The sequence below is a fragment of the Novosphingobium sp. BL-S-21 genome (assembly GCF_055521655.1).
Genome location: NZ_CM145496.1, coordinates 2,428,911 through 2,451,910, shown reverse-complemented (window position 1 = coordinate 2,451,910; position 23,000 = coordinate 2,428,911). Strand labels below are relative to the sequence as shown.

At 65.6% G+C, this 23,000-nt stretch carries 24 protein-coding genes; 13 read left to right on the top strand and 11 right to left on the bottom strand.

Annotated features, from left to right (window positions below):
- The first annotated feature begins 206 nt into the window (after positions 1-206).
- Positions 207-1,109, top strand: coding sequence for a tetratricopeptide repeat protein (locus ACZ1J6_RS20170; RefSeq protein WP_465128286.1), 903 nt, complete (start codon positions 207-209; stop codon positions 1,107-1,109).
- Between the two features lie 2 nt (positions 1,110-1,111).
- Complete coding sequence (locus tag ACZ1J6_RS20165) at positions 1,112-1,720, top strand: LON peptidase substrate-binding domain-containing protein (RefSeq protein WP_132268192.1); 609 nt, start codon at positions 1,112-1,114, stop codon at positions 1,718-1,720.
- Between the two features lie 70 nt (positions 1,721-1,790).
- Here the strand turns inward: ACZ1J6_RS20165 and ACZ1J6_RS20160 are convergent, their stop codons facing one another.
- The 8 genes from ACZ1J6_RS20160 to ACZ1J6_RS20125 all read right to left on the bottom strand — a co-directional run bounded on the left by ACZ1J6_RS20160 (position 1,791) and on the right by ACZ1J6_RS20125 (position 7,414).
- Entirely contained in the window at positions 1,791-2,162 is a 372-nt protein-coding gene (locus ACZ1J6_RS20160; RefSeq protein ID WP_465127894.1) for a hypothetical protein, read from the bottom strand.
- A 68-nt stretch (positions 2,163-2,230) separates the two neighbouring features.
- Entirely contained in the window at positions 2,231-2,866 is a 636-nt protein-coding gene (locus ACZ1J6_RS20155) for a MarC family protein (protein ID WP_132268188.1), read from the bottom strand.
- Positions 2,867-2,880: 14 nt separating this feature from the next.
- Positions 2,881-3,603, bottom strand: coding sequence for a hypothetical protein (locus tag ACZ1J6_RS20150; RefSeq protein WP_465127893.1), 723 nt, complete (start codon positions 3,601-3,603; stop codon positions 2,881-2,883).
- Positions 3,600-4,511, bottom strand: a complete 912-nt coding sequence (gene folD / locus ACZ1J6_RS20145; RefSeq protein WP_465127892.1) for a bifunctional methylenetetrahydrofolate dehydrogenase/methenyltetrahydrofolate cyclohydrolase FolD — start codon at positions 4,509-4,511, stop codon at positions 3,600-3,602. The genes ACZ1J6_RS20150 and folD overlap by 4 nt, the downstream gene beginning before the upstream one ends.
- Position 4,512: 1 nt before the next feature.
- Positions 4,513-4,797, bottom strand: a complete 285-nt coding sequence (locus ACZ1J6_RS20140; RefSeq protein ID WP_132268184.1) for a YggT family protein — start codon at positions 4,795-4,797, stop codon at positions 4,513-4,515.
- Between the two features lie 186 nt (positions 4,798-4,983).
- On the bottom strand, positions 4,984-5,535 hold the full coding sequence (locus ACZ1J6_RS20135) for a hypothetical protein (protein ID WP_132268182.1): 552 nt from the start codon (positions 5,533-5,535) through the stop codon (positions 4,984-4,986).
- 111 nt (positions 5,536-5,646) lie between these two features.
- Complete coding sequence (gene argB, locus ACZ1J6_RS20130; protein WP_132268181.1) at positions 5,647-6,546, bottom strand: acetylglutamate kinase; 900 nt, start codon at positions 6,544-6,546, stop codon at positions 5,647-5,649.
- 190 nt (positions 6,547-6,736) lie between these two features.
- Entirely contained in the window at positions 6,737-7,414 is a 678-nt protein-coding gene (locus ACZ1J6_RS20125; protein ID WP_132268179.1) for a queuosine precursor transporter, read from the bottom strand.
- Positions 7,415-7,517: 103 nt separating this feature from the next.
- Between ACZ1J6_RS20125 and ACZ1J6_RS20120 the strand changes: the two genes are divergently transcribed.
- From ACZ1J6_RS20120 to ACZ1J6_RS20100, 5 genes are all read left to right on the top strand, one after another.
- Entirely contained in the window at positions 7,518-8,858 is a 1,341-nt protein-coding gene (locus ACZ1J6_RS20120) for a NupC/NupG family nucleoside CNT transporter (RefSeq protein WP_132268177.1), read from the top strand.
- 234 nt (positions 8,859-9,092) lie between these two features.
- Positions 9,093-10,511 carry a metalloprotease TldD gene (gene tldD / locus ACZ1J6_RS20115; protein WP_132268175.1) on the top strand — a complete coding sequence of 473 codons (1,419 nt, stop codon included), beginning with the start codon at positions 9,093-9,095 and terminating at the stop codon, positions 10,509-10,511.
- A 121-nt stretch (positions 10,512-10,632) separates the two neighbouring features.
- A complete protein-coding gene (locus ACZ1J6_RS20110; RefSeq protein WP_431568491.1) occupies positions 10,633-11,049 on the top strand; it encodes a hypothetical protein in 417 nt (138 codons plus the stop codon).
- A 75-nt stretch (positions 11,050-11,124) separates the two neighbouring features.
- Entirely contained in the window at positions 11,125-11,526 is a 402-nt protein-coding gene (locus tag ACZ1J6_RS20105; protein WP_465128285.1) for a DoxX family protein, read from the top strand.
- A 50-nt stretch (positions 11,527-11,576) separates the two neighbouring features.
- Positions 11,577-12,068, top strand: a complete 492-nt coding sequence (locus ACZ1J6_RS20100) for a methylated-DNA--[protein]-cysteine S-methyltransferase (RefSeq protein ID WP_465127891.1) — start codon at positions 11,577-11,579, stop codon at positions 12,066-12,068.
- Positions 12,069-12,129: 61 nt separating this feature from the next.
- On the opposite strand, the gene guaA is transcribed toward ACZ1J6_RS20100, so the two are convergent.
- Positions 12,130-13,710 carry a glutamine-hydrolyzing GMP synthase gene (guaA, locus tag ACZ1J6_RS20095; RefSeq protein ID WP_465127890.1) on the bottom strand — a complete coding sequence of 527 codons (1,581 nt, stop codon included), beginning with the start codon at positions 13,708-13,710 and terminating at the stop codon, positions 12,130-12,132.
- A gap of 187 nt (positions 13,711-13,897) precedes the next feature.
- Between guaA and ACZ1J6_RS20090 the strand changes: the two genes are divergently transcribed.
- From ACZ1J6_RS20090 to ACZ1J6_RS20080, 3 genes are all read left to right on the top strand, one after another.
- Positions 13,898-14,020, top strand: a complete 123-nt coding sequence (locus tag ACZ1J6_RS20090) for a hypothetical protein (RefSeq protein ID WP_465127889.1) — start codon at positions 13,898-13,900, stop codon at positions 14,018-14,020.
- A gap of 223 nt (positions 14,021-14,243) precedes the next feature.
- Positions 14,244-16,811: a DNA topoisomerase (ATP-hydrolyzing) subunit B gene (gene gyrB, locus ACZ1J6_RS20085; RefSeq protein ID WP_314468205.1), complete on the top strand. Its 2,568-nt coding sequence runs from the start codon at positions 14,244-14,246 to the stop codon at positions 16,809-16,811.
- 130 nt (positions 16,812-16,941) lie between these two features.
- Positions 16,942-17,538, top strand: coding sequence for a lysozyme (locus tag ACZ1J6_RS20080; protein WP_465127888.1), 597 nt, complete (start codon positions 16,942-16,944; stop codon positions 17,536-17,538).
- Between the two features lie 65 nt (positions 17,539-17,603).
- On the opposite strand, the gene ACZ1J6_RS20075 is transcribed toward ACZ1J6_RS20080, so the two are convergent.
- Positions 17,604-18,443, bottom strand: coding sequence for an arginyltransferase (locus tag ACZ1J6_RS20075; RefSeq protein ID WP_465127887.1), 840 nt, complete (start codon positions 18,441-18,443; stop codon positions 17,604-17,606).
- Positions 18,444-18,898: 455 nt separating this feature from the next.
- Complete coding sequence (locus ACZ1J6_RS20070; protein WP_132268162.1) at positions 18,899-20,152, bottom strand: threonine ammonia-lyase; 1,254 nt, start codon at positions 20,150-20,152, stop codon at positions 18,899-18,901.
- On the opposite strand from ACZ1J6_RS20070, the gene ACZ1J6_RS20065 reads away from it, so the two are divergent.
- The 3 genes from ACZ1J6_RS20065 to ACZ1J6_RS20055 are packed head-to-tail and all read left to right on the top strand — an operon-like array spanning position 20,151 to position 22,977.
- Positions 20,151-20,366, top strand: coding sequence for a hypothetical protein (locus tag ACZ1J6_RS20065; RefSeq protein ID WP_465127886.1), 216 nt, complete (start codon positions 20,151-20,153; stop codon positions 20,364-20,366). The two genes, ACZ1J6_RS20070 and ACZ1J6_RS20065, sit on opposite strands and share 2 nt — an antisense overlap.
- Positions 20,363-21,259, top strand: a complete 897-nt coding sequence (locus ACZ1J6_RS20060; RefSeq protein ID WP_132268160.1) for an NAD(P)-dependent oxidoreductase — start codon at positions 20,363-20,365, stop codon at positions 21,257-21,259. Before ACZ1J6_RS20065 ends, ACZ1J6_RS20060 begins: the two co-directional genes overlap by 4 nt.
- Before the next feature lie 26 nt (positions 21,260-21,285).
- Positions 21,286-22,977, top strand: a complete 1,692-nt coding sequence (locus ACZ1J6_RS20055) for an amidohydrolase (RefSeq protein ID WP_465128284.1) — start codon at positions 21,286-21,288, stop codon at positions 22,975-22,977.
- Positions 22,978-23,000 lie beyond the last annotated feature (23 nt).

Below are 23,000 nucleotides of genomic sequence, written 5' to 3'. Positions count from 1 at the left end.
TTCAAGACCTGCTGGCGTAACCGGCAGGTCCGGGGTGGAGGCGCGCCACTAGCAGTGCCTTTTGAGGGCCGCAAGAGGAAAATCGAAAGAATTTTCAGAAGCCCCGCAGAACCACACCTAACTGGACATGAACCCTTCACAAATCCGTCCCGAAGGACGATCTAGGGTGCCATTCGTTTTTCACGGGAGCACGTATCTTGGCCAGCATGGGTCTCAACCTCGACGAACAGAAAGCGGTCGACCGGTTCCGCAAGACGGTAGCCGAACCGTCGATGACGCAGCTGGTGATCCTCGATTTCTGGGCCGAATGGTGCGGCCCCTGCAAGGCGCTGACGCCGGTGCTGGAGAAGGTCGCCGCGGAATATGCCGACAAGGGCGTGATCCTTGCCAAAGTGAACGTCGATGAAGAGCAGTTCATCGCCTCGCAGTTCCAGGTGCGCTCGATCCCCACGGTCTACGCGATTTTCCAGGGGCAGCCGGTGGCGGACCTCACCAATGCCCGCACCGAATCGCAGCTCAAGCAGACGCTGGACCAGCTTCTGACCCAGCTTCCCATCCAGCCGGGCGGCGCGGAGCCGCAGCAGGATCTCGCGCCGCTGATCGCCATGGGCGAGGAAGCCCTGGCCGTAGGCGACGGCGAACGCGCCGCCGCCATATTCATGCAGATCCTCGAAATGGCGCCGGACAATGGCGAAGTGCTCGCCGGGTTCGTGCGGGCACTGGTGCTCGCCGGTCGCCTTGACGAGGCCGAGCAGGTTCTCGCCAGCCTCGAACCGGAACTGGCGGCCGACCCGCAAGTCGAACGCGCCCGCACTGCGCTTGCCCTTGCCAAGGACAAGCCCGAGGACAGCGAACTCGCCGCCCTGCGCGCTGCCGCCGCCGAGCGCCCGGCCGACATGGAAGCGCAGCTTGCTTTCGCCAACGCCGCCTTCGCCGCGGGTGAGCGCGACGCGGCCGCCGACACGCTGCTGCGCATGGTTGCTGCCGACCGCGAATGGAACGAAGGTGCCGCGCGTGCCAAGCTGCTCCAGATCTTCGATGTCACCGGACTTGAAGATCCCTGGGTGTCCGCCACCCGCCGCAAGCTCTCCACTGTCCTGTTCGGCTGACGGTGGCGCGAATCACCATCTTTCCGCTCCCGGGAGCGGTGCTCTATCCGGGGCTGCAATTGCCGCTCCATATCTTCGAGCCCCGCTACCGGGCGATGGTGAGCGACGCCCTGGCGCGAGATCGCCGCATCGGCATGATCCAGCCGCAGCGCCCGGCCGAAGGCGCCCCGCTGTTTTCAGTGGGCTGCCTTGGCCGCATCGGCGATGTCGAGGCCCTGGAAGACGGCCGCTTCAATATCGTGCTCACCGGCGAATCGCGGTTTCGCCTGCTGCGCGAACTGGATGTGCCGACCCCGTTCCGCCAGGTCGAAGCCGAACTCCTTGCGGAACGCGACGACGAAGTGCTCGCCCCGATCGAGCGCGCCAGCTTCGAACGGGAAGCCAAGCGCTTCGCGGATGCCCAGGGCTATGCGGTGGACTGGGACCAGGTCGGGCGGCTCGACGATCAGTCGCTGATCAACGGCGTCTCGCAGATCGCGCCTTTCGATGCCGCGGCCAAGCAGGCCCTGCTGGAGGCGGAAACCCTGCCGCTCCGCTGCGAACTGCTGGTGCAACTGATGCAGTTCTTCGGCCGCCACTCGGACGACGATGACGCCGTGACCCTGCAGTAGGGGTTAAAGCAGCGCCCACGCGTCCCGGTTCTGCCTGCCCCCGGCGATCGGCGCCGCTCGAAAGCGTGTCCTAGCGCTTGTCTTTACCGGGTAACCTGGCCTGACTCTCCAGCACGCGGGAGCGCATGTAGAGTTCGTCCGCTTCGCGCGCCGACATGCCGTCGCTGCCGTAGCGTTCCGCCAGGGAGCCGATCTGCCGCTGTTCCTTGCGCAGACCCCTGGCTTCCTGCTTCGAGAGACGACCCGACTCCCGCCCCTCGCGAATGGCCTGATCCGCCTTGCGCAAGTCTATGCGGTAATTGGCCTCGTCGGCGGTCTGCCGGGCCGCGTCAGGGAAGGCGTCGCCGGGCCTCGGCGCCGGGGGACCGACGATCTGCGCCTCGGCAATGGACGCGGCCAGAAGCAGCGCTCCAGCGAAACCGGCAGACAGCAAGCGGAGCATCGCACCCTCCTTTTGCGGCAGAGAAGGGCAAGACTGCCCCCAGGCGCTGAACCCGCGATGAATTCGCCTTATTGCAGAAGGACCGTCTTCACCCCGTCGATCACATATTGCGCCGCCAGCGCCGCCAGCAGCACACCCAGCAGCCGCGTGATGACGGCTTCGACTTTGTCTCCCAGCACCCGCATGAGCGGTCCGGCAGCGGCCAGGGCGGCGAAGCTCAACAGCATGACCGCCACCATGGCGGCCAGGATCGCCATGGTCTGCTCCGCCCCGTGCGCGCGGGACGTGAGCAGCATGATCGTCGCGATCGATCCCGGCCCGGCCAGCATCGGCATGGCCATCGGGAAGACCGAGACGTCGTCGATCTCAGGCGTCTCGGCATTGTGAGCGATGATCTTCTCGGCCCGCTCCTCGCGGCGCTGGGTGCGCTTTTCGAAGACCATGTCGATGGCGATCATGAACAGCATGATGCCGCCGGCGATGCGGAAAGCGTTCAGCTCGATGTGGAGCGCGCCGAGCAGGCGGGCGCCGAACAGCGCGAAGACCACCAGGATGGCGCTGGCGATCATGCAGGCGCGTGCCGCCATGGAGATCGCCTGCGAACGGCTGGCATCGGCCGAAAGTCCCGCATAGATCGGCGCGCAGCCGGGGGGATCGATCACCACGAAGAGCGTGACGAAGGCACTGAGGAAGACTTCATACATGCCGTTCGTTGCCCCTAGTTCCGGTCTTTCGGCGCGGCAACTTCGCTGCGCAGCACTTCGGTCATCGCCCCGTTCTTCTTCATCGATACGGCCAGCCAGCGCGAGTGATCGGCTTCGACATGGTAACGCCACGTCAAAGTGCCGTCCTTCGAGCGCCCCCGGCCGTCCATGCCGGGCGCGGTCTTTTCGCGGTCCCGCTCGACCAGCAGCTCGTCGCCCGGTCCGCCGGCGCAATCGGCAACGGATGCCGAAAGCATGTCCGGTTCCTTGAGCGGCTGCGCAAGCGCATCCCCCTGATCGAGAACCCAGCGATAGTCGCCTTTCTTGCGCTGCTGCCAGATCGTCGTGAAATAGCCCACCGTGCCATCGGGCTGCTGCCAGGCACCCTTGGTCACCCCCATGGTGCCGTCGCAACTCATCCAGACCTGATGGGCCTGCCACTGCACCGGCGCCGCCGGCTCCTTGCGGCCGCTGAGCCATTCCTTGGCGCGGACCGGTTCTGGCACGAACATCACCGCTTCATCGTCCGCGAATTCGTCGAAGGCCTTCCATTGGCCCTTCTCGCGCGCCGTTCGCGCGAAAGCGATTTCGGCGGCGACAAGCGCGCTGGGATTGGCCGTGCCGTTACCCGGCGCATATTCCGGTCGGCGCCGGGCATCGGCCGGGCCGGCGGCCAGCGCGAAGAGCGCCAGCCCGCCGGCGACAGCGGCCAGGACCCGGGCCGGCGGCCGGTTCAAAGGGCGCTCTCGTCCAGCGCCAGGCCCGCGCTGCGGTGCGCGGCGACGATCGTATTGCGCAGCAGGACGGCAATGGTCATCGGGCCGACCCCGCCGGGGACCGGGGTGATCGCCCCGGCAACCTCGGCCGCCGAAGCGAAGTCCACATCGCCCACCAGGCGGGTCTTGCCTTCCTCGGCACCCTGGTCGGTACGGGGAACGCGGTTGATACCCACGTCGATCACGGTGGCGCCGGGCTTGATCCAGTCGCCCTTGACCATCTCGGGACGGCCGACGGCCGCCACCACGATGTCGGCGCGGCGCACCACGTCGGCCAGATCCTTCGTGCGGCTATGCGCCACGGTGACGGTGCAGCTTTCCGCGATCAGCAACTGCGCCATCGGCTTGCCGACGATGTTGGAGCGACCGATCACCACGGCATCCAGGCCCGAAAGCGAGCCGAGCCGGTCCTTCAACAGCATCACGCAGCCCAGCGGCGTGCAAGGCACGAAGCCCGGCAGGCCGGTGGCGAGACGCCCGACATTGACGACGTGGAAACCGTCCACGTCCTTGTCGGGATTGATCGTGGCAATGACCTTTTGCTCGTTCATGTGCGCGGGCAGCGGCAGCTGGACGAGGATGCCGTCCACCGCCGGGTCGGCATTGAGCTGCTCGACCACGGCCAGCAGGTCGGCCTCGGACGCGTCTGCAGACAGCTTGTGCTCGAAGCTTTCCATGCCCGCCGCCACGGTCTGCTTGCCCTTGTTGCGGACATAGACCTGGCTGGCCGGGTCTTCGCCCACCAGCACGACCGCGAGGCCCGCCTTGCGGCCGGCCTTCGCCTCGAAATCGGCCGCGACGGCGGCGATGCGGGTGCGCAGGCCCTCGGCGAAAGCCTTGCCGTCGATGATTCTGGTGTCTGCGCTCATATCAGGCGTACGCCATCGGCTGGAGGATCATGATGAGGACGTTGAGGCCGATGATCAGCACCATCGGCGAAAAGTCGATCCCGCCGGTATTGGGCATGATGCGCCGGATCGGGCTGAGGATCGGATCGAGCAGCGCATTGAGCGCGCGCCAGATCGCCTCGACGAACCGATTGTGCAGGTTGACCACGTTGAAGGCGATCAGCAGGCCCAGCACGAACTGCACGAGCACGAGGGTCGTCAGGATCTGGACGAGGTAGATAAGGGCGTTGATCACACCGCCGAGCATGGGCGTGGGGCCTTTCTGAGGAATGGAGCGTCCGCCTGATAGCCGAGGCGGGGGGCGGGGAGCAAGCGCAGGAGAGGACCGGAAGGTCCGAGCAATGCTCGGTTACAGAGCAAGGGGCCGAAAGCCCGGCGAACCCCGCCTGCCGCGGCCTCTGGGCCGGGCGCCTGCGGGATTTGCTGCGAGAGATTACCGGGTGACGGTCGACATCCGTTCGATGCGCCAGTTGAGCTGTTGCTCGCTGGCGCCGGGCAAGTCGTTGATACGGCGCAGCACGATGCTGCCGCGGCGCGAGGGGCGGCCATCGGCGAAGTCCAGCACCACCGGCGCCTCGTAATAGAGCGTACCGGCCGCATTGCTGCTGTCGCCGCGGCCCAGCGCGATGCGCGGGCCGGCATCGCCGCCGAATTCCTCGGCCAGGCGGCTGGGCGTCATCTGCGCGTCGAGCGTCCAGGCCTTGGCGGCATCGTCCCAGTCGCCGATGCGCAGGGCATTGACGTAGTAGCGCAGGAGACGTTCGGGATCGCGGCGTTCGCCCAGCGCGGTCTGGTCGAGCTGGGCTGCAAGGCCATTGGTGGCCGCTGCGGTGGCATCGCCGGAAGGTTCTTCGCTGGCAGCGATCGCCTCGCTCGCAGCGCTGGTCGGATCGCTGCTGGATTCGGCCACCGGCTCGCCATTACAGGCCGCAAGCAGGAGGGTGATGGCCGAAACGGCGCCGGCGATGACGAGGGTATTACGCATGTGGCTCGAAGTGCCTTTCAGCCCGATAGTTCCTCTTTGCAGTTCTGGCCCAACCTGAACAGACCGAACCTGAACAGTTTTGGGCCTGAACAGATTTGAGCCGGAACGAAATCAGCCTGCGCGGATCAGCGTTCCGGCGCCTTCCTGCGTGAATATTTCCAGCAGCATGGCATGCGAAACCCGCCCGTCAAGCACGACAGCCGCCTCGCAGCCGGCCTCGACCGCGTGGATGCAGGTTTCCAGCTTGGGGATCATGCCGCCGGAAATGGTGCCGTTGCGCTGCAGGTGGACAATGTCGGCCGGGGTCAGGTCGGTCAGCAGTTCGCCCTGCTTGTCGAGCACGCCGCGCACGTCGGTGAGCAGGAACAGGCGCGAGGCGCCCAGCGCCGCGGCCACGGCACCGGCCATGGTGTCGGCATTGATATTGTAGGTCTGCCCGTCTTCGCCCGGGGCGATCGGCGCGATCACCGGGATCATGCCGGCCGAGGAAATCGTCTCGATCACGCTGATGTCGATATGGGCCGGTTCGCCCACGAAGCCGAGGTCGACGACACGCTCGATATTGCTGTCGGGGTCCTTGGCGGTGCGCTGCACCTTGCTGGCGGTGACGAGGCCGCCGTCCTTGCCGGAAATGCCCATGGCCTTGCCGCCGGCCTGCGCGATCCAGCCGACGATTTCCTTGTTGATCACACCCGAGAGGACCATTTCGGCCACTTGCGCGGTCTGCTTGTCCGTGACGCGAAGCCCGTCGACGAAGCGCGATTCCACGCCCATGGTCTTGAGCATGGCGCCGATCTGCGGGCCGCCGCCGTGGACGACCACCGGGTTGATCCCCACCGCCTTGAGCAGGACCACGTCTTCCGCGAAATCGCGCGCCAGTTCGGGGTCGCCCATGGCATGGCCGCCGTACTTCACGACGAACGTGCGACCGGCATAACGCTGCAGGTAGGGCAGCGCATCGACGAGCGTCTCGGCTTTCGAGAGCATGGCGGGATCGTGCGGAATCGGCATGGGCCGCTATTAGACCCCTGCGTCAGGAATTAAACCCCAATTTCGGGGAAAAACGACCGATTATTTCGCTCCCGCCCCGTCGGTTGCTTGCGCGATCTTGCGGCTGTGCAAAACGGGCATTCGCCCGCCTCGTTCACCCAACAACGACTTGCGCCGCTGCCGACAGAATGCGCTCTAAGCGGAGTTCAGGTCAGACGCCGTCCAGCTTGCGGCCCAGCTTCACGAAGAGCCAGATGAACGGCGGCACCATGATTGTCGAGAGCACCAGCTTGGCGATGATCTGCCCGCCCATGATGTCCCAGATCGGCAGGACCCCGGCGAAGGAGATGGTGATGAAGATCAGCGTGTCGACCACTTGCGACAGCAAGCTCGCGATCCAGGCGCGCATCATCAGCATACGCCCTTCGCGACCGGCCGAAAGGCGCGAGAACACGGTGACGTTCAGCGTTTGCGAGACGCCATAGGACACCAGCCCGGCAAACTGCATGCGGGCGCCCTGCCCCAGGAGGCGGGCATAGGCTTCCTGATCGTCCCAGAACGGGGCAGCCGGGACGACGTGGATCACCAGCGTAAGCAGCGTCATCGACACGATCAGCGGGATGAAGCCGAACCGGACCAGCCGGTTGGCGACTGCCGTGCCGTGCAATTCGGCCACCGCACTCGACAGCACCACCAGCAGCAGAAACGCGAAAATCCCCGATTCGACGGCCAGGTCGCCGAAGACCGGCCAATGTCCGAGATAGGCGATCTTGATGCCCAGAACGCCCGCCAGGACGACCAGTCCGCCATAGAGCGTGGAGAACACGAACATCGAGCGGGGAATGGCGATGGCGCGGGATTGCGCGCTTGCAGGGGCTTGCGGTTCCATGACGATGCTCTAACGGGCGCGGAACAATTGCACTAGCCGTCATGGATGCGCGCCTCTAGGTTTGCGCACAGATTCAGCACGTATTTTCGGAGAAACGGGGACGATGCACGTCGCCTACAGTCTGCTCGGCATCGTTCTCATCATGGCCGTCGCCTTTCTGCTCTCCACCAACCGCCGGGCGATCCGTCTGCGCGTGGTGGGCGCGGCCTTCGCGCTGCAGGCGGGCCTGGCGGCGCTCGTGCTCTACGTTCCTTTCGGCAAGGACCTGCTTGGCGGCGCGGCAGCCGGCGTGGAAAGCCTGCTCGGCTATGCCCACGCAGGCGTCGACTTCCTGTTCGGCCCGCTCGCCAGCCCCGAGATCGGCGGCCACAGCTTCGCCATCTCGGCCCTGCCGGTAATCATCTTCTTCGCCTCGCTGATCTCGATCCTCTACTATCTCAAGATCATGCCGCTGGTGGTGCGCTGGATCGGCGGCGGGCTGGAGAAGCTGACCGGCATCAGCAAGGTGGAGAGCCTCTGCGCGGCCTCGAACATCTTCGTCGGGCAGAGCGAAGCTCCCTTGGTGATCCGCCCCTACCTGGCCAATCTCAATCCCTCGCAGCTGTTCTGCGTGATGAGCGTCGGGCTGGCCGGCGTGGCCGGCACGATCCTGGCCGCCTATGCCTCGATGGGCATCCGTATCGACTATCTGGTCGCCGCCGCCTTCATGTCGGCGCCGGGCGGCATCTTCATGGCCAAGATGATCATGCCCGATCCGCGCCCCGGACAGGTCCAGACCATCGCGGGCGAAGAGCTTGCCGTTCACGAGAGCACCCTGCCCCCCGCCGGTGCCGCAGCCGCCGCGCTCAACCGCGCCGACGTGACCCACTTGCCCGGCGTCCACGTCGATGAGCCGGAAGCGCTCGAGCACGAGGAAGAAAAGCCCGCCAACATCATCATGGCCGCCTCGCAAGGCGCCCAGACCGGCGTGAAGCTGGCCGTGGCCGTCGGCGCCATGGTGCTGGCCTTCGTGGCGCTGATCGCGCTGGCCAACGGCCTTGTCGGCTGGATCGGCGGGCTGTTCGGCTTCAGCGGCGTGACCTTCCAGGGCCTGCTCGGCTACATCTTCGCGCCGGTATTCTACCTGCTCGCCGTGCCGGACTGGAACGAGGCCATGCAGGCCGGCAGCCTGTTCGGCAGCAAGATCGTGCTCAACGAATTCGTCGCCTTCATCGACCTCGGCCAGATGACGGCGCTCAGCCCCCGCACCGTGGCCGTCGTTACGTTCGCGCTTTGCGGCTTCGCGAACTTCTCGTCGATCGCCATCCAGATGGCCGTCACCGGCAGCCTCGCCCCCAACCAGCGCCCGATCATCGCCCGGCTTGGCGTGCGCGCGCTCTGCGCCGGCAGCCTCTCGAACCTGATGAGCGCGGCACTGGCTGGCCTGTTCCTCGGCCTGAGCTGAGATTTTTGTCCGGGCTCACGCCCGGAAAGCGGCACCGGCCCACGCTCCCACCCGACCTCCCATCAGGATATACTAGTGGGAGGTCGGGTGGGGGCGTGGGCCGGTGCCGCAAGCCTTCGACGGATGTCGAAGGCGCATCCAACAAAGACTCGGGCCGGTGCCGCGAGCCATTCGCGGAGGCGAATGGCGTACCAAACAATTGCCTCCCGCCGCGCGGCGCCTATATCGGGGGGCATGACCATGACCGATCCGCGCTCGCTCCTCTATCGCCAGCTTTCGCCCGAGGACGCCCAGGCGCTCGCCGCCGAGACCTTGCGCAATTGCGAGGACGGCGAACTCTACATGCAGTTCATGGCCACCGAGGCCTTCGGCTTCGATGACGGCCGCCTGAAAACGGCCGACTATTCGCGCGACGCCGGTTTCGGCCTGCGCGGTGTCACCGGCGAGATGACCGGCTTCGCGCACGCCAACGAGATTTCCCCCGCCGCCATCCGCCGCGCGGGCGAGACGCTGCAATTGCTGGACCCGGCAGGCGCCGTGCGCGCCGCGCCGCCGCAGAAGAGCAACCGCCACCTCTATACCCATGTCTCGCCGCTCGACCTTGTGCCGTTCGAGGAAAAGGTGAAGCTGCTGGAGACGATCGACGCCGCCGCGCGCGCCCGCGATCCCCGCGTCTCGCAAGTCAGCGCCAGTCTCACCGGCCAGTGGTCGGTCATCGAGATCGTCCGTCCCGACGGCTTCATCGCCACCGACGTGCGCCCGCTGGTACGCCTCAGCGTCTCGATCGTCGCCGAAAGCAACGGCCGCCGCGAAACCGGCTCGTTCGGCATGGGCGGCCGCCATCTCTACGACGCGCTGTTCGACCCGGCCAACTGGAACCGCGCCATCGACACCGCGCTGAACCAGGCGCTGGTCAACCTTGAAAGCGTGGACGCCCCGGCGGGCGAGATGACCGTGCTGCTCGCACCCGGCTGGCCCGGCGTGATCCTGCACGAAGCCGTCGGCCACGGCCTGGAGGGCGACTTCAACCGCAAGGGCACATCGGCCTTCGCCGGCCGCATCGGCGAGCGCGTGGCCGCGCCCGGCGTCACCATCGTCGATGACGGTTCGATCGCCGACCGCCGTGGTTCGCTCTCGATCGATGACGAAGGCACGCCCACGCAGGAGACGGTGCTGATCGAGGACGGCATCCTCAAGGGCTACATGCAGGACCGCATGAACGCGCGCCTGATGGGCGTCGATCCCACCGGCAACGGCCGCCGCGAGAACTACGCCCACGCCCCGCAAGTCCGCATGACCAATACTTTCATGAAGGCGGGCAACGACGATCCGGCCGAACTGCTGTCGCGCATGAAGAACGGCATCTTCGTGAAATCGATGGGCGGCGGCCAGGTCGACATCGTCTCGGGCAAGTTCGTGTTCTCGTGCAACGAGGCCTACAAAGTGGAGAACGGCAAGCTCGGCGCGCCGATCAAGGGCGCCACGCTGATCGGCGACGGCCCCTCGGTGCTGACCCGTGTCACTGGCATCGGCAACGACCTCGAACTCGATCGCGGCGTCGGCGTCTGCGGCAAGGGCGGCCAGAGCGTGCCGGCAGGCGTCGGCCAGCCCACCCTGCTCATCGAGGGCATCACCGTGGGCGGTACGGCGTAACCGCCTTACATACCTGTCGTCCTAAGGAAATCCCCGGGTTTACGCCTGCCAGGCTTCAGCCCATGTTCAGACGAAACGTGGCATAAGCGCGATCTAGGGTTGGGAAAGTGAGGTAGAGACCATGTCACTGAAGCATGTCGTCGGCGCCACGCTGATCGCGGCCAGCCTTTTGGCCGCGCCCACCGTGTTCGCACGAGAAAAACTGACCGGCGAACAGCAACTCGCCAAGATCCTCGATGGCCGTGTCGCCGGAAAGCCGGTGACGTGCATTCCGCTGAACCAGGCGCAAAGCACGCAGATCATCGACAAGACCGCGATCGTCTACCGCGTGGGCAGCACCTATTACGTGAACCGCCCCACCAACGCCGATCGGCTCGATTCGGACAATATCCTGGTGACGAAGCTCTATTCGAGCCAGCTTTGCCGTCTCGACACCGTGCAATTGCGCGATCGGACCACGCCCAGCATGTGGAACGGTTTCGTCGGCCTTCAGGACTTCGTGCCTTATACGAAGCCGAAAACCACGTCTGCCAAGTAACCGAAAAGAGAAGTTCCGCGAAAAGGGCGGCTGCGGAAACGTCCGTGGCCGCCTGATGCGTTTTGGAGCGGGCACCTGACGCGCCGGGCCATCTCGCTCTGGATACTCGGCCTGCTCTATGGCGCGGCGGGTATTCTGCACCTCGCGCTGCCCGGACCGTTCGTCGCCATCGTTCCGCCTTGGGTGCCCGCCCCGGCCCCGGTAGTCGCCCTCACCGGAATTGCCGAGATCCTGGGTGCAATCGGCATGCTGCAACCGATTTCGCCCGCGCTGCGCCAGGGTGCAGGCTGGGGCCTTGCCGCCTATGCCCTCTGCGTATGGCCCGCCAACTTGCAGCATATGCTGATCGACCTTGCCCACCCCGGTCGCGGCCTGCCCCTTGCTTACCATGTCCCGCGCCTTGCCCTGCAGCCGGTGCTGATCTGGTGGCCACTGTGGGCCAGCGGCGTGACGGACTGGCCCTGGCGGCGACGCTGACCTAGTCTTCCGCTCCCGCCTTGCCGCGCCCATCCCAGGAGACCCGCTTCATGGCGCTCGCCCGAAGCACAATGCCCTCACCCATCGGCGAACTCACCCTGATCGCCAGCGACGCCGGCCTCGTCGCCGTGCTCTGGGAGAACGACAACCCGGCCCGCGTCCGCCTGGAAGCGACCGAGGATGCCCACGACCATCCCGTCATCACGGCGGCCAAGGCCCAACTCGGCGACTATTTTGCGGGCAAACGGGAAGTGTTCGACCTCCCGCTCGATTTCCGCGGCACGGATTTCCAGAAAAGCGTCTGGGCTCAACTGCTCGCGATACCATTCGGCGAGACGCGCAGTTACGGCCAGATCGCATCCGCGCTTGGAAATCCCGGCGGCAGCCGGGCGGTAGGCGCGGCGAACGGCCGCAACCCGATCTCGATCATCGCCCCGTGCCACCGCGTCGTTGGCGCGAACGGCACCCTCACCGGCTTCGCCGGCGGCCTTGAGGCCAAAGCCTTCCTGCTGAGACTGGAAGGCCCCCGCACCCTGCTCTGAAACGAGAAGAGCCGGCACCCCGCAGGATACCGGCCCTTCGAACCTCAGCGCTTTCGCGCGATCATTCCCACTCGATCGTGCCGGGCGGCTTCGAGGTGTAGTCGTAGACGACGCGGTTGATGCCCTTCACCTCGTTGATGATGCGGGTGGCCACGCGCGAGAGGAAGGCGGAGTCGAACGGGTAGATGTCCGCGGTCATGCCGTCGGTCGAGGTGACCGCGCGCAGGGCGCAGACATTGTCGTACGTGCGGCCGTCACCCATCACACCCACGGTCTTGACCGGCAGCAGCACCGCGAAGGCCTGCCAGATCGCGTCGTAGAGACCCGCGTTGCGGATTTCCTCAAGGTAGATCGCATCGGCCTTGCGCAGGATGTCGCAGCGTTCGCGCGTCACTTCGCCGGGAATGCGGATCGCCAGGCCCGGCCCGGGGAACGGATGGCGACCGACGAAGATGTCGGGCAGGCCCAGTTCGCGGCCCAGCACGCGGACTTCGTCCTTGAACAGTTCGCGCAGCGGCTCGACGAGCTTCATGTTCATGCGCTCGGGCAGGCCGCCGACGTTGTGGTGGCTCTTGATCGTCACCGAAGGGCCGCCGGTGAACGAGACCGACTCGATCACGTCCGGATAGAGCGTGCCCTGTGCCAGGAACTCGGCGCCGCCGATCTTCTTCGCTTCGTCCTCGAAGACGTCGATGAAGGTCTTGCCGATGAACTTGCGCTTGGCCTCGGGGTCGGTCACGCCGGCCAGGCCGTTCAGGAACAGCGTCGAGGCATCGACGTGGACCAGCGGGATATTGTAGTGGCCGCGGAACAGGCTGACGACCTGCTCGGCCTCGCCCATGCGCAGGATGCCGCCGTCAACGAAGACGCAGGTCAGCTGGTCGCCGATCGCCTCATGGATCAGCAGCGCCGCAACCGCCGAATCGACGCCGCCCGAAAGGCCGCAGATCACGCGCTTGTTACCGACCTGGGCGCGGATTTCGTCGATCTTGGTCTTGCGGAATTCCGCCATGGTCCAGTCGCCGGCAAGGCCGCAGACGTGGCGCACGAAGTTCTTCAGCAGCTTGCCACCATCGGGCGTGTGCACGACTTCGGGGTGGAACTGCATCGCGTAGATGCGCTTCTCGTCGTTGGCGATCACCGCGAAAGGCGCGCCTTCGCTGGAGGCGACCGGGCGGAAGCCGGGGGCAAGGCTGGTCACCTTGTCGCCGTGGCTCATCCACACCTGGTGCTTTTCGCCCTTGGACCACAGCCCATCGAACAGCGCGCAGTCGTCACCGATCTCGATGAAGGCGCGGCCGAATTCGCCCGAATCGCCGGAAAGCACTTCGCCGCCAAGCTGGTGCATCAGCGACTGCTGGCCATAGCAGATGCCCAGCATCGGCAGGCCGCTTTCGAGAATCTCGTCCGGGATGCGCGGCCCGCTGTCATCGAGCACCGAGGCCGGCGAGCCCGAGAGAATGACGCCGGCCGGTTTCATGCGGGCGAAAGCCTCCTTCGCGGCATTGAAAGGGGCGATCTCGGAATAGACGCCGGCTTCGCGCACGCGGCGGGCGATAAGCTGGGTCACCTGACTGCCGAAGTCGACGATCAGGATGGAATCGGACGGCTGTGAAGTCTGGCCAGAAGTCTGATTAGTCATGGGCGGCCACTATAGCGGGATAGTGCAGGTGTCCAGTATCCGCGGGCGCCCCCGCGCCATTTTGACCCATCGGCACGCCGCCGCACGCAATTGCAAAACATGCAAGCAATATTGTTACTTTCGACGTTGTGAAAATTCCAAGAGCGCCTATCTCGCACTTGCAGCATGACGACGAGAAGCGCCATGCATGCGACAAAAAACAGAACAAGAAGTTTGCAGGAGCAATTCCATGACCATCGTCGAAAAGACGTTCGGTTTCGCTGCAGCGCTGGGTGTGAGCGCTCTGGCATTTGCCGTCACCCTCATCTGAGGCCGGCATTTCCGACAAGACAGAAGGGCGGCCCGCGTGGCCGCCTTTTTTGTTGCCTGCCCGGCAGGGGCGCCTTCCATTTCTGGTGAGCGGGGTGCAACTTTTCGCAACTCGGCGCTGTCTGGCGGCGGAGCGGCGCAAGCGGCTCCGTCTCTTGTGGAAAAGCCCCGAGGCGGACCCGGTTTTGCTTGGGTTTGCGCCCGTCAAACCCTATATGCTCGCCATGGCAAGCACCGAAGATAACACGCCCGCGACCGCAGCCGCCGATGCCAACGTTTCCGACAGCGGCAAGAACCAGAACAGCTACGGCGCGGATTCGATCAAGGTCCTCAAGGGACTCGACGCGGTCCGTAAGCGTCCGGGCATGTACATCGGCGATACCGACGATGGCTCGGGCCTGCACCACATGGTCTTCGAAGTTTCGGACAATGCCATCGACGAGGCACTGGCAGGTCATTGCGACCTCGTGCTGATCGAACTCAACGCCGACGGATCGGTTTCGGTGGAAGATAACGGCCGCGGCATTCCCACCGGCATCCATGCCGAGGAAGGCGTCTCGGCCGCCGAAGTCATCATGACCCAGCTTCACGCGGGCGGTAAATTCGAGAACACCTCGGACGACAACGCCTACAAGGTCTCCGGCGGCCTGCACGGCGTCGGCGTCTCGGTGGTCAACGCCCTGTCCGAATGGCTGGAACTCACGATCTGGCGCGAGGGCCAGGAACACTGGATGAAGTTCGCCCATGGCGACGCCGTAGCCCCGCTGGAAGTGCGCGGCGTGGCCCCCAAGGTCAGCGACAATCCGGACGACAACGGCTTCAAGAAGGGCACGCGCGTGACCTTCCTGGCCTCGACCGACACGTTCAAGAATGTCACCGAATTCGATTTCGACAAGCTGGAGCACCGCTACCGCGAGCTGGCCTTCCTCAATTCCGGCGTGCGCATCAAGCTGCGCGACAACCGCCATGAGGAAGCGATCGAGCACGACCTCTATTACGAGGGCGGCATCGGCGCTTTCGTGAAGTATCTCGATCGCAACAAGCAGGCGCTGATGCCCGAACCGATCGCCATCGGCGCGGACAAGGACGGCATCGGCATGGAAGTCGCTCTGGAATGGAACGATTCCTATTACGAGAACGTGCTCTGCTTCACCAACAACATCCCGCAGCGTGACGGCGGCACCCATCTTGCCGCGTTCCGCGCGGCACTGACGCGCACGCTCAACGGCTACGCAGAGCGTTCGGGCCTGCTCAAGAAGGAAAAGGTCTCGCTATCGGGCGAGGATATGCGCGAAGGCCTGACCGCGATCGTTTCGGTCAAGCTGCCCGATCCCAAGTTCTCGTCGCAGACCAAGGACAAGCTGGTCAGCTCGGAAGTGCGCCAGCCGCTCGAAGCGCTCATGGCCGACAAGATGAGCGAATGGCTGGAGGAAAACCCAGGCCACGCCAAGACCATCATCCAGAAGGTAGTAGACGCCGCCGCCGCGCGCGAAGCCGCCAAGCGCGCCCGCGAACTCACGCGCCGCAAGGGCGCGATGGACATCGCCTCCCTGCCGGGCAAGCTGGCCGACTGCCAGGAGCGCGATCCCAGCAAGTGCGAACTGTTCCTGGTCGAGGGTGACTCCGCAGGCGGCTCCGCAAAGCAGGGGCGCGATCGCAAGATCCAGGCGATCCTGCCGCTGAAGGGCAAGATCCTCAACGTCGAGCGCGCACGGTTCGACCGCATCATTTCCTCGAAGGAAGTCGGCACGCTGATCCAGGCCATGGGCACGGGCATCCGCGACGACTTCAACCTGGAAAAGCTGCGCTACCACAAGATCGTCATCATGACTGACGCCGACGTCGACGGCGCGCATATCCGTACCCTGCTGCTGACGTTCTTCCACCGCCAGATGCCCGACATCATCCGCGCCGGTCACCTCTTCATCGCCCAGCCGCCGCTCTACAAGGTCGCCAAGGGCCGCAGCGAAGTCTACCTGAAGGACAACGCCGCGCTCGACCGCTATCTGGTCGAAGCCGGGCTGGCCGGCCGCGTGCTGGAAAGCAGCGGCGGCGCGCGCATGGGTTCGGACCTCGAAGCCCTGGTCGAACATGCGATCCGCATGCGCAACATCATGGCCTTCGTTCCCCGCCGCTTCGATCCGGTCATCATCGAGGCCCTGGCGATCGCCGGTGCGCTCGCACCCGATCTTTCGGCGGCCGATCGCACGGCCGCATTGAGCCGTGCCGCCGGCTGGCTCGATCGCGGCGACCCGGAAGCGCGCTGGACCGCGCGCCTCACCGAAGCCGGCAACCTGGAGATCGAGCGTCTCTGGCGCGGCGTCACCGATCATCACAAGATCGAGGCCGGCTTCATCGCCAGTGCCGAAGCCCGCAAGCTTGCCCGCATCGCCGCTGAAAATGCCGAAGTCTACGCGGCCACCGCGCGCCTGGTGCGCGCGGGCACCGAGACGGTGGAAGTGGAAGCCGTCGAAGGCGACGAGGACGCACCCGCGACTCGCCCGGTCGCTGGCGGCGATACGATCAGCCGTCCTTCGCAGCTGCTCGACGCCGTGCTGGCCACCGGCCGCAAGGGCCTGTCCATCCAGCGCTACAAGGGCCTTGGCGAGATGAACGCCGATCAGCTTTGGGAAACCACGCTGGATCCGGAAAACCGCGCCCTGCTGCAGGTGAAGGTCGAGGACGCCGACGTCACCGACGAAATCTTCACTCGCCTGATGGGCGACGTGGTGGAACCGCGCCGCGACTTCATTCAGGAAAACGCGCTGAACGTTGCCAATCTCGACGTTTGAGCAGGCCGAAAAACGAGCCTGAAATCAGGGGCATCGGGTAGGGAAACGGTTCTCTCAAAAAGAAACCGTTTTCCTACAGCCCTGCATCCGCCTTACTTGATCGGCCTTTCCCTCAAACAAGGAGAGGCCGATGTTTCATCGCAAGCCGATTTTCGACGAAGTGCGCCTTCTGCTCGGGCGCGGATTCACCGCCGGCGAAGTCGCCGCGCTCGATCGCGCCATCGACACGGCGCCCGCTCAGGACAGCGAGTCCCTGCCGGCCGGCCACACGCTCGGGTCTGCCGGTCGAACCCTGATCCAAAACTGGGAAGGCTGCGCCAAACGCCGCGCCGACGGCCTGTTCGAAGCCTATCCCGATCCCGGCAGCCAGGACGGCAGGCCCTGGACGATCGGCTGGGGCTCCACCGGCGCGGACATCGGGCCGGACACGGTCTGGACCCAGGCCCAGTGCGATGCCCGCTTCGACCGCGAAATCACCCGATACGTCCAGGAAGTCGTCGCCGCCATCGGCGATGCGGCAACTTCGCCGCATCAGTTCGATGCTCTGACGTCCTTTCACTACAACACCGGCGCCATCGCCGATGCCACGCTGACGAAGCTGCACCGCGAGGGCCGCTTTGCCGAAGCGGCGGTGCAGTTCGGGAAATGGATCTACAATGACGGTAAAGTGCTGGAAGGCCTGAAGCGGCGGCGCGCCGAAGAAGCGGCGCTCTATCTGACGCCGTGACGGGAAGACGGCCGGCCCCGGCGCCGGCCGTCAATTCGGCTGGCGCGGTGTACGAAACCGGCGGCTTACCGTGTGATGGAGGGCACGCCGTCCTTGCGCGCGCCTTCGTTCACGGCGTCGCGGCTGCGGGGATTGGCGACGGCGGCGGCGATCAGGCGATCGTGCTCCACCGGCGCGATACGCTCCCACCCTGCACGGCCGAGTTTCTCCATGGGACGGAAGCGGACCTTGTATTGCATGCGCGGCGCGCCTTCGACCCAGTAGCCCAGGTAGACATAGGCCAGCCCCATCTCCGTCGCGCGCTGGATGTGGTCGAGGATGATGTAAGTGCCCAGCCCCTGACGTTCTTCGTGATGCGGATCGTAGAAGCTGTAGATCATCGAAAGACCGTCGCACTGGCGGTCCGTCAGGCAGGCGCCCACCAGGCGGCCGGGTGTGACGCCGTCATCCGAGGGCTCGCGATATTCGATCACGTAGCTGGTGACCGGGGTATGCTCCACCATGTCCGCGAAATCGACTTCATCCATCGCCGTCATGCCGCCTTCCGGATGGCGGACGGCGAGATAGCGCTGAAGCAGGTCGAACTGCTCGCTGGTGGACCAGGGGCGGCACACGGTGGCGACAAGGTCTGCATTGCGCTTGACCAGGCGCTTCTGCGTGCCGGAGGGCGCGAATTCCTCTGCCACGACACGCACCGAGACGCATGCATTGCAATCCAGGCAGGAGGGGCGATAGGCCACCGTCTGGCTGCGCCGGAACCCGATGCGGCCCAGCGCATCGTTGAGGGAATCGGCGTGCGGCCCCTTGAGTTCGGTAAAGACCTTCCGCTCGCTGCGACCCGGCAGATAGGGGCATGGCGCCGGGCTGGTCACGAAGAACCGGGGAAAACGAACGGGTGCCGTCACGGACGAAACTTATCCTCTAGCCTGCTGGAAGCCCACCGCGACGCCGGCGAAGTTTCCGTGTTAGCCTTGAATATGCATAGGGCTTGCGCCGGTTGAAAGCGTTTTAACCACGAAAGGAGCCCGACCCGTATCGGAATCGGGACCAACTGGGTGGCGATTTCGTCCGGTTGTCCCGGATTGGTTCTTTCTTCCGGATGAAGGTTAGCAGATTTGACGCGCGCCGTTAACGCCTGACCTGCGGCGATTCAGGCGTGTGCCCCCTACTCCTTTCAGCCCTGCACGCAAGGCCGCGCCTTATTCCCTTATAGAGGAACGGGAAGCCTTGCGGTGCAGACCCGAATCGGCCCCCCGAATCCGGCCCGAGCGGGAGGCCGGTCGAAACCGCCCGCTCGCTGCCGGTCCGCGTCCCTGCCGATCTGCATTCCTGCCGAGTCGCCCCGGCGGCAGAGTACGGTCTATTCGGTTTCGACCTGCTTCACTTCGTAGCCTTCGCGCCGCAGCGCGGCCACGAGGGCATCGAGTTGGTCCTTGTCGCGCGCCTCGCACTCGATCTCGGTGACAAGGCCCTTGGCCGGCAAGTGCGTGAAGATGCGCTGGTGGAAGACTTCGATGATGTTCACGTTGTGCTCGTGGAACACCTTGGCGACCTTGAACAGCGCGCCGGCGCGGTCCTGCAGGCCGATGCGCAGGCGGGCAAGGCGGCCGGAACGGGCAAGATCGCGCAAGAGCACGTTAGCCAGCAGACGCGTGTCGATATTGCCGCCCGAAAGCACGATGCCGACCTTGCGGCCCGCGAACAGCTCGCGATTCGCCATGACCGCGGCCAGGCCGGTGGCGCCCGCGCCCTCGACAAGGGTCTTTTCGATCTGCAGCAGCAGCGCGAGCGCGCTTTCGATGCCCGATTCGCTGACGAGCAGGAACTCGTCCAGCAAGTCGCGCAGGACCGAGGACGTGAACTGCCCCGGCGAGAATACGGCGATACCCTCTGCCAGCGTATCCCCGCCGATCGGCAGGCTGGTACCCTTCAGCAGGTTGTACATCGAGGGATAGAGCTGCGCTTCCACGCCGACGAGGCGGATGTCCGGGTTGATCGCCCGCGCTGCCGTGCCCATGCCGGTGGCCAGCCCGCCGCCGCCGATCGGCAGGACAAGCGTGTCCAGGTCCGGCACGTCCTCCAGCATCTCCAGCGCCACGGTGCCCTGCCCCGCCGCGACGTGCGGATGGTCGAAGGGGTGGATGAAGGTCAGGCCCAGTTCCGTTTCCAGCTTGCGGGCATGAGCATAGGCCTCGTCGAAGCTTTCGCCTTCCAGCACGACCTTGCCGCCCACGCTCTCCGTCTGCATGACTTTCACGGTCGGCGTCGTGCGCGGCATGACGATGGTGACGGGCACGCCGAGCCGGGTGCCGTGATACGACAGGCCCTGCGCATGGTTGCCGGCCGAAGCGGCGATCACGCCGCGCGACTTGCGCGCCTCATCCAGGAGGAGAAGGGCATTGAGAGCGCCGCGTTCCTTGTAGGCGGCAGTGAACTGGAGGTTTTCGAACTTAAGCCAGATCTCGGCGCCCGTGATCGCGCTGAGCGTCGTGGAATAGAGCGTCGGCGTGCGGACGATCTTGCCCATAATGCGCTCCGCGGCCGCACGAATGTCTTCGGCAGTCAGCGTGGCCACTTCGGGCTCCGCAGCGATCTTGAGCAATGGCTGTTCCATGGTGGCCGCGGGTAAAGGAAAGCGTGCCGAATGGAAAGCCGCGCGACAGGAAAAATTCTCGCTTTCGATGGACGCTGTAATATTGTTGTCCAAAATCCCTTTGCCGCCGAAGCCTTCCCCCGCCGCGCTGCCCGAAGACTGCGCCGGAACGAACAGATTTCCCTGCCGCTTGCGGTTTGCTTTCGTGCAAAAAGCGCTAGAACGCTTGCCATGAGCGAAAAACGCAAGGTTTCCTTCATCGGCCTGGGTGTCATGGGCGGCGCAATCGCGCGGCATATCGCCCTGGCCGGTCACGAACTCACCATCTTCAACCGCTCTCCCGAGCGGGCACACAAGTGGTCGCAGGACAACCCCGGCCTTGCCCACCGCATCGCCGCCAACCCGGCCCACGCCGCGCAGGATGCCGATGTGGTCATTACCTGCGTCGGCAATGACGACGATCTTTCCGAAGTCGTACTCGGTCCCAACGGCGTGTTCCGCATGCTGAAAAAGGGCGGCGTCTTCATCGACCACACCACCGTGTCTGCCCGTATCGCCCGCCAGATTTCGGTCGAGGCGCGGGACCTTCGCATCCACTGCGTCGATGCGCCGATGACGGGATCGCAGATCGGTGCCGAGAAAGGCACGCTCACCCTGATGTGCGGCGGCCGCGATGAGGCGATAGAGGCGGCTCATCCGGTGATGGAGGCCTATTCCACCCGCATCGTCCATGTCGGCAAGGCCGGCTCCGGCCAGATCGCCAAGATGGCCAACCAGATCTGCATCGCCGGCAATGTCGCCGCGCTGGCGGAAGCGGTGCGCTTCGCCCAGGCCTCGCACCTCGACATGGACAAGGTCTACGAGGCCATCTCGGGCGGCGCTGCCCAGTCCTGGCAGATGGACAACCGCTGGCAGACGATGAACGAGGACAAGTTCGACTTCGGCTTCGCGATCGACTGGATGCGCAAGGATCTGGGCCTCAGCCTCGACGAAGGGCGCGGCCTTGGCGTCTCGCTGCCCGTGGCCGCGCTGATCGACCAGTTCTTCGCGGACATCCAGGCGCAAGGCGGCGGCCGCCTCGACACCAGCGCCATCATCAAGCGCCTCCCCAAGAAGGGTATCAAGTGAATTCCAAAACCGGCGCAGCCCTGGCGCTGCTGCTTGCTTCCACCGCCATCGCGGCAAGTCCCGCGCTGGCGCCCGCCGCTCTGGCCGATGTGCTGGTCGACAATGTCGAGGGCGTGACGGGTGACGGCAAGGGCGGCGTCGAACGCTTCGAAGGCTTCCTGATCGACCGGGACGGCCGGATCGCCGAAGTCTATCGCCATGGCGACAAGCGCCCGAAGAAGGTCGACTACCAGGTGGACGGCAAGGGCCGCCACGTCGTGCCCGGCATGATCGACGCCCATGGGCATGTCATGGCCACCGGCTTTGCGAAGATGACGCTGGACCTGACGATGGCCAAGTCGCTTGACGAGGCCCTCGCGCGCATCACCGCCTGGGCCGCCGCCCATCCCGACGCGCCCTGGATCCTGGGCAGCGGCTGGAACCAGGCGCAGTGGGGGCTCGACCGCATGCCCACCGCCGCCGAACTGGACCGGGCGACGGGCGGCAAGCCCGCCTGGCTGGTCCGCGTCGACGGCCATGCCGGCTGGGCGAATTCGGCCGCCATCTCCGCTGCCGGGATCACTGCCGCCACCGCCGTGCCGCAAGGCGGCGAGATTCTGCGCCTGAGCGGCGGCAAGCAGCCCGCCGGCGTCTTCGTGGACGGCGCCATGGCGCTGATCGAATCGAAGATGCCCAGGCCCCGTCCGGAAGATCGCGACACCGCGCTCGGCGAAGCGCAGCTCGCGCTGCTGGCGCAAGGCGTCACCGCCATTGCCGACATGGGCACCTCGATCGACGACTGGCAGGCCATGCGCCGCGCCGCCGACGCCAGCCGCCTGCGTATCCGCATCGTCACGTATGCCGACGGCGTGGACAACATGGCGCTGATCGGCGGCCCTCGCCCTACGCCGTGGCTCTATGACGATCATCTCAAGATGAACGGCGTGAAGCTCTATCTCGACGGCGCGCTGGGATCGCGCGGCGCCTGGCTTAAGGCGCCTTACGCCGATGCGCCGGAGAGCAAGGGCCTGCCGCGCATGAACGAGACGCAGCTGGGCAACCTGATGAGCCGCGCGGCCATGGATAATTTCCAGGTCGCCGTCCACGCCATCGGCGATCAGGCGAATGCCACCGTGCTTGCCTCGATCGAGGACCTTTCGGCCACTTACAAGGGCGATCGGCGCTGGCGCGTCGAGCATGCGCAGATCGTGGATCCGGCAGACATCCCCCGCTTCGGCAAGTTCGGCACGATCGCCTCGATGCAGCCGCAGCACGAAGCGTCGGACCGCACCATGGCCGAAGCGCGGCTGGGCCCGGCGCGTCTGGCCGGGGCCTATGCCTGGAAGTCGATCGCGGCCACCGGCGCGACGCTCGCCTTCGGGTCGGACACTCCCGTCGAACCGTCCCAGCCTTTCGTCGGCCTTGCGGTCGCCATCTCCCGCCAGGGTGCGGACGGCCAGCCGTTCAACGGATGGCAGCCGCAGGAGGCCGTGAGCCGCGAACTCGCGCTCAATGCCTACACCACGGGCGCCGCCTATGCGATGTTCGCGGAAGACCGTCTCGGGCGGATCGCCAAGGGCTACCGGGCGGACTTCCTCTTCGTGGATGCCGATCCCATGCTGGCAACGCCGGAACAACTGCGCGCCACCAAAGTCATGGAGACCTGGATCGGCGGCCAGATGGCGTGGTCCGCGGCAAAGGACCGGGTGATTCCGGCCAAGGACACACCCGGCCGCTGAGAAGTCGGCCGCTGGAGGTTTGA

Excerpts from the sequence above, each read along its gene's own strand:
- ACZ1J6_RS20170 (WP_465128286.1), top strand. The coding sequence starts at position 207 with ATGGGTCTCAACCTCGACGAACAGAAAGCGGTCGACCGGTTCCGCAAG.
- ACZ1J6_RS20160 (WP_465127894.1), bottom strand. The coding sequence starts at position 2,162 with ATGCTCCGCTTGCTGTCTGCCGGTTTCGCTGGAGCGCTGCTTCTGGCC.
- ACZ1J6_RS20155 (WP_132268188.1), bottom strand. The coding sequence starts at position 2,866 with ATGTATGAAGTCTTCCTCAGTGCCTTCGTCACGCTCTTCGTGGTGATC.
- folD (WP_465127892.1), bottom strand. The coding sequence starts at position 4,511 with ATGAGCGCAGACACCAGAATCATCGACGGCAAGGCTTTCGCCGAGGGC.
- ACZ1J6_RS20140 (WP_132268184.1), bottom strand. The coding sequence starts at position 4,797 with ATGCTCGGCGGTGTGATCAACGCCCTTATCTACCTCGTCCAGATCCTG.
- ACZ1J6_RS20135 (WP_132268182.1), bottom strand. The coding sequence starts at position 5,535 with ATGCGTAATACCCTCGTCATCGCCGGCGCCGTTTCGGCCATCACCCTC.
- argB (WP_132268181.1), bottom strand. The coding sequence starts at position 6,546 with ATGCCGATTCCGCACGATCCCGCCATGCTCTCGAAAGCCGAGACGCTC.
- ACZ1J6_RS20125 (WP_132268179.1), bottom strand. The coding sequence starts at position 7,414 with ATGGAACCGCAAGCCCCTGCAAGCGCGCAATCCCGCGCCATCGCCATT.
- ACZ1J6_RS20120 (WP_132268177.1), top strand. The coding sequence starts at position 7,518 with ATGCACGTCGCCTACAGTCTGCTCGGCATCGTTCTCATCATGGCCGTC.
- tldD (WP_132268175.1), top strand. The coding sequence starts at position 9,093 with ATGACCATGACCGATCCGCGCTCGCTCCTCTATCGCCAGCTTTCGCCC.
- ACZ1J6_RS20110 (WP_431568491.1), top strand. The coding sequence starts at position 10,633 with ATGTCACTGAAGCATGTCGTCGGCGCCACGCTGATCGCGGCCAGCCTT.
- ACZ1J6_RS20100 (WP_465127891.1), top strand. The coding sequence starts at position 11,577 with ATGGCGCTCGCCCGAAGCACAATGCCCTCACCCATCGGCGAACTCACC.
- guaA (WP_465127890.1), bottom strand. The coding sequence starts at position 13,710 with ATGACTAATCAGACTTCTGGCCAGACTTCACAGCCGTCCGATTCCATC.
- ACZ1J6_RS20090 (WP_465127889.1), top strand. The coding sequence starts at position 13,898 with ATGCGACAAAAAACAGAACAAGAAGTTTGCAGGAGCAATTCCATGACC.
- gyrB (WP_314468205.1), top strand. The coding sequence starts at position 14,244 with ATGGCAAGCACCGAAGATAACACGCCCGCGACCGCAGCCGCCGATGCC.
- ACZ1J6_RS20080 (WP_465127888.1), top strand. The coding sequence starts at position 16,942 with ATGTTTCATCGCAAGCCGATTTTCGACGAAGTGCGCCTTCTGCTCGGG.
- ACZ1J6_RS20065 (WP_465127886.1), top strand. The coding sequence starts at position 20,151 with ATGGTGGCCGCGGGTAAAGGAAAGCGTGCCGAATGGAAAGCCGCGCGA.
- ACZ1J6_RS20070 (WP_132268162.1), bottom strand. The coding sequence starts at position 20,152 with ATGGAACAGCCATTGCTCAAGATCGCTGCGGAGCCCGAAGTGGCCACG.
- ACZ1J6_RS20060 (WP_132268160.1), top strand. The coding sequence starts at position 20,363 with ATGAGCGAAAAACGCAAGGTTTCCTTCATCGGCCTGGGTGTCATGGGC.